Origin of the sequence: Limnohabitans sp. Rim28 (assembly GCF_000293865.2) — a bacterium.
Lineage (GTDB): Bacteria > Pseudomonadota > Gammaproteobacteria > Burkholderiales > Burkholderiaceae_C > Limnohabitans_A.
Genome location: NZ_ALKN02000056.1, coordinates 1 through 488 on the forward strand (window position 1 = coordinate 1; position 488 = coordinate 488).

Consider the following 488-nt stretch of genomic DNA (forward strand, 5'->3'; position numbering starts at 1 on the left):
GGCGCTGGCCACCGCCCTGGCGCAACTGCCCGCCAGTGGCTCAAGCACCCTGGCCACCGAGGCTCAGTTGTTGGCGGTGGAGACCGCGCAAAACACTTTGACCGCCAAGGCCGCAGCGGCTAACGCTGCAGCCACCGCAGTTAATACAGCCCTGACGGCGGCCAACGACGCGGCCACTGCAGCAGGCGAGACCCCCGCCGATTTATCGGCCATCACCAGCGCAGCGACAGCGGCCCTGGCCGATGCAGCCACAGTGAGCGCAGCCACCACTGCCAGCGAGACATCCACAGACGCCGAAGTGGCCAAGTGGGTGGCCCAGGCCAACACGGCCAACACCGCTTTGGGCACTGCCCAAAGCGAACTGGATGCAGCGCAGGCGGCGCTGACCACCGCCCTGGCGCAACTGCCCGCCAGTGGCTCAAGCACCCTGGCCACCGAGGCTCAGTTGTTGGCGGTGGAGACCGCGCAAAACACTTTGACCGCCAAGG

At 67.4% G+C, this 488-nt stretch carries 1 pseudogene; it reads left to right on the forward strand.

The window, feature by feature from the left end:
- A pseudogene (locus B472_RS17170) lies at positions 1–488 on the forward strand (hypothetical protein); the annotation flags it as partial.